General features: G+C 41.9%; 4 protein-coding genes and 1 pseudogene. 3 read left to right on the plus strand and 2 right to left on the minus strand.

Annotation, left to right across the window (positions count from 1 at the left end; all coding sequences use genetic code 11):
• Window positions 1-162: 162 nt before the first annotated feature.
• Window positions 163-1,389 carry a hypothetical protein gene (locus ACO0KY_RS19410; protein ID WP_423048842.1) on the minus strand — a complete coding sequence of 409 codons (1,227 nt, stop codon included), beginning with the start codon at window positions 1,387-1,389 and terminating at the stop codon, window positions 163-165.
• 57 nt (window positions 1,390-1,446) lie between these two features.
• Window positions 1,447-1,851 (minus strand): helix-turn-helix domain-containing protein, encoded by a 405-nt coding sequence (locus ACO0KY_RS19415; RefSeq protein WP_423048844.1) that lies wholly within the window; start codon window positions 1,849-1,851, stop codon window positions 1,447-1,449.
• A gap of 248 nt (window positions 1,852-2,099) precedes the next feature.
• Here ACO0KY_RS19415 and ACO0KY_RS19420 point away from each other — a divergent pair, with 248 nt between their 5' ends.
• The 3 genes and pseudogenes from ACO0KY_RS19420 to ACO0KY_RS19430 form a co-directional block, all read left to right on the plus strand.
• Window positions 2,100-3,158: a hypothetical protein gene (locus tag ACO0KY_RS19420; RefSeq protein ID WP_423048846.1), complete on the plus strand. Its 1,059-nt coding sequence runs from the start codon at window positions 2,100-2,102 to the stop codon at window positions 3,156-3,158.
• Between the two features lie 83 nt (window positions 3,159-3,241).
• Window positions 3,242-3,640 carry a hypothetical protein gene (locus ACO0KY_RS19425; RefSeq protein ID WP_423048848.1) on the plus strand — a complete coding sequence of 133 codons (399 nt, stop codon included), beginning with the start codon at window positions 3,242-3,244 and terminating at the stop codon, window positions 3,638-3,640.
• Between the two features lie 355 nt (window positions 3,641-3,995).
• A pseudogene (locus ACO0KY_RS19430) lies at window positions 3,996-4,189 on the plus strand (hypothetical protein); the annotation flags it as partial.

The following is a 4,189-nucleotide window of genomic DNA, read 5'->3' on the forward strand; positions in this document are numbered from 1 at the left end:
CTACCCGAAAAGTGCTGGCAAAGATCCATTGAAGACAAAAACGAAGGAGAGTGGACTTCCGTTGACATGGAAAGCATCCCCCCAAAAAAAAGTCCAGTACATGTTAGTTAATTAAGGTATTTCCACCCAGAATTGATTACCTTCAGACCATCCGATCTTTCCTTATTTGGAATTCGATTTTCCAAAAATGTTATTTTCATTGCCAAATTGAATGCACTTTGATTCGTCAAATATAGCAGGTGCAATCATGAAATTAATTGCCTCAATAGGGTTTAACCCTGTGATCCAGTCTTTGCTATTACCAGAGATCATCCTCGGTTGATCCAGTGGCAGTACGCCTGATTCAGTTACCCTTCGGTTTGCGTCTTCTTTTTTTGAAAATAATTGAGTTGTTTGATTTGTGGCGACATCAAATGGGTCTAGAAAAAAAGATACAGTGATTTGCCGGACATCCACTGACCCTTTGCTAATCAAAAATTTTGAAATGTTTCGCTCACCTTCGCTATCAATAACCACGAATTGAAAAGCCAACTCAAATATCTGAGGATTTGCTTTTGGAATGACACATGGATTATTCAAATCATATTTTGCTGACGAAGGTAATTTAACACGCACTTTCTTAATCAGCACTTCACCTTTTTTTACTCGTATTTCGTCAATAGAACCGTGCGTGCCGTTTAAATTCGAGCTTAGTCGAATTGAGTGTCCATTGTCACTAGTTAATATTGGTTCGATATCCGATATTGTCTGATCCAAATTGCCTTTGTTACTAATTGATAGAGCGTACTCAATTGAACCGTCCGACGCCAGAACATAAGACGGCATGCCAATTAGTAGTGACGATTTTTTTGTTTTCTCCGATATCCAAATCAATAAAGCAGCTACTACGAAAATTAAAAGGATTGATATACCGATCGTGTACCAATTTGGCCAATTGACTTGATGGGATTTCGGTTTTAGCTGGGGATAGTGTTGAAAGAGGGCATTGTCATCAGCAGTTAAAATTTGCCAAATGCCACTCCAGAAGTAAATTTCCACAGAAAATTTGCCTGCTATTTTCCTTTGTTCCGAAATCATACGGACATATTTTTGTAGCTCTTTGTCAGTTTTAGCTGTGGTCGCAATAATTAATTTTGACAGGGGTGGCTGAAATGACTCTGCATTTTGAATTTCATCAGCAATGATACTTTCCGATATACCTTCGATTGTATTTTTGCACTGTAAGCCAATTATTTTATCTTCAGCATCATAACCGTAAACATCTACCCCATTCTGAGCTTGTCCCTGACGTCCATGCCTCTGAAAGCTGGTGCCTTTCCATTGGACTTTCGCCATTGAACAAACAATATCCTCAAATTCATCCCATCCCTTTGGCGGATGTACATTCATATTCGCATATGTTGGCATTCTATTTTTTTTGAATTATTTAAACGTTCAAGTTTTTGGCTACAAAATATCGCCAAGGAATTTCTCCACGACTTTTCTATCCTTGGGATTCAGCTTACCCATAGCCAATGCAACCTTACCGAATAAATCCAGCAAGATAGTTTGCTGACCCTCACTCAAATCCTCCATGCGATTCATCAGGGCTAATGCTTGGTCACTCACATCAGGTGTGCTGATTTTGAGTAAGTCGCTAATCTCACAATCCAGCAATTTGGCTATCTGAGCTAAGCGTGCCAATGTCGGCGCGATATGGCCGGTTTCTATCCTGCTCATGGTTTCTTTTTCAATGCCAATATGCTCTGCAAGATTCGCCTGAGTCCATGCCTTGGCTTTCCTGCGAATAGCAATAATCCCACCGACTTCACGAGCCAGTTGCTTTTCTGGACTAATTTCTTCTTGTTGCATGACACACCCCGTCATATTAGATCTTGAAGTGTGATCTTTTTACGTCAACCTTGGAATGACTCAATACGTTAATGTAAAATGACATAATAAATCATTATTAATTGATTTTATAGGTCTATTCAGACTTGGTGGAATTTCTGAAGTGATTACAGGAAGAAGTACCTAATCAAAAGCAGCACGTAGCAATAACTATGCACTTCCGTTCTTGGAAGTTTCTTTTTTTATCTTCTTTATAAAAGGCAAGCAACATGAAATTACATATCGTGGTCGCAAGTTTATTTGCATTAGCCCTTTCCGCATGTGGCGGAAATGGGAGCAATACTGCAAGCACAAATTCTGGCAATAGTTCGGGTGATAATAGTAACGGCACTGCGGCGACTACCTGCACCATTGCCAATATCCATCCACTGATAGCTGTAGCCCTGACTGGTGGAGCCGGTACAGCGCAATTTTCCAATGGTGGCACGACATTAGCGTATTCGGGCAACTTATCTGGCACATTGAGTCTGGTTCAGGATGCGAATGCCCCAGCACCATTGAATAAAGCTTGTATGGATAGCACAGGGAATTCCAGCACTAGCATGCGCACGGTCATGCAAAGCAATGGGGCGTTAGGTGTTTCTCATACGGTGGTCAATGGTGCTGATCAACCTGCCTTCCTGATGGATACCACAGCATTAGCTTCTAATACCAACCTTGGGGCATTGCAAGGGACTTATACTGTGCTTCGCTATCAGCATGACACTGGAAGCACTCCTGCTCAGACCCGCATGTCCTATGCCACCATCACGATTGATAACCTCGGCAATTGGAGTACGTGCAAAAACACTTCTACCTGTTCCACTGCAACAGCGACTGGTACTTTCGCAGCACATTCAGGTAGTAGTTATGCCTTTGATCTTTCATCTGGTGGGCTAGTACGGGCGACTGCATTTATGGTTGGTGCTGGAGCCAATAGCACAATGGTTGTAACAGAAAATGATACAGGTGGTGGCGGGATTGTGACCGGTATGTGGTTAGGCGTGCCCCAAGCCGCGTGGAATCCCCTGGCTGGAAGTTATGTGCTCAACACGACCGATGGCATTCAGAATCCACTAACAGCATCTCAGCAAAACCTAATTGTAAAAAGCCAAAACATCCCATTGACCGCCAATACTCCGATCACTGGTATTGCTACAGCTTCGGTGTCGGACGGTACGATCAATTACCTTATTTCTTCTCCAGCAGGTCTGCTAGTGACTGGCAATAATTCAGGCAACAACTTTGCCAACGGACCAGCTTACTTCTCCTTCGGCGTCATGCCTTAAATAGTCAGTCTAACCGATAGTCCCGCATAGATTCATCACCTCTATGCGGCTACAAATTCGCAAATAATGAAAGGGATAAAACCATGCGTGAAGTAACCGGTGTTCTAAGCATGTTGGGCAGTGGCACATCAAGTGTCAATCAAATCGGCAAATCATTTACTCACTACGACTCAATAGAAATTGGAGATCAGATTTTGCAAAAACTGAGAACCGCACGAAGTCTGAATGATTTCATTGAGCGGGGTCTCGGAAAAGAAGTTACTTTGTATTTAATCGGCAGTAGGATTATTGGCGTTAAACTACAAGATGGTAAATTGTATTACTGGAGACGTAGTAAAGCTGTCGTTGTCATTTGCATCGTGACGACACCTTTATGGGGAATAGGACTGATTTACGCTTTGCTACTCAGGGATGATTTGCGCCATATCTTAGGTGCTCAGCCAAAACTGGCAGCTATGGGCGGTATTCCTTTGAAAAGTTAATCAATATGAACCATAGACATCGAAATATGCGCCAGCTAGTTCACACTAAAAAACCGATTAATTGTCACGTCAAATTGGTCTCTATAAATAGTCAATGCGATGTAAGGTAAGCGAATGTGGTTCATGAGTTTTGATACGCACTAGGACTTGCTAATTAATTCAACGGATTTGGTATTGGCGATTCTACTTCTACGGCGTCTTGGGACTCGCTAGCAATCTTGTACGGCAATCCGCAATCAATAAAGGCGAATCTTATTGTTCGCAGGGCTGGGAATTAACTAAACCAGTAAGAATTTGATAGAAAAAATTGATTACGTGAGAAAATATCCACAATTTTTCCAGAAGAATAAACAATATGCCAAAACTAGCAATCTTTTCTTATTTCTCAGGTGCAGGCTTTATGGATCTCGGCTTTGAACATGCCGATTTCGAAGTTGTCCATGTAAATGAAATTCACCAACCTTTCGTACACGCATATAAACACGCTAGGGCAAAGTTAGGTATTCCGCAACCTCGGTTTGGATACTACTGCGGAAGCGTGGATGATTA

The sequence above is a fragment of the Undibacterium sp. Dicai25W genome (genome assembly GCF_049340505.1).
Lineage (GTDB): Bacteria > Pseudomonadota > Gammaproteobacteria > Burkholderiales > Burkholderiaceae_D > Undibacterium > Undibacterium jejuense.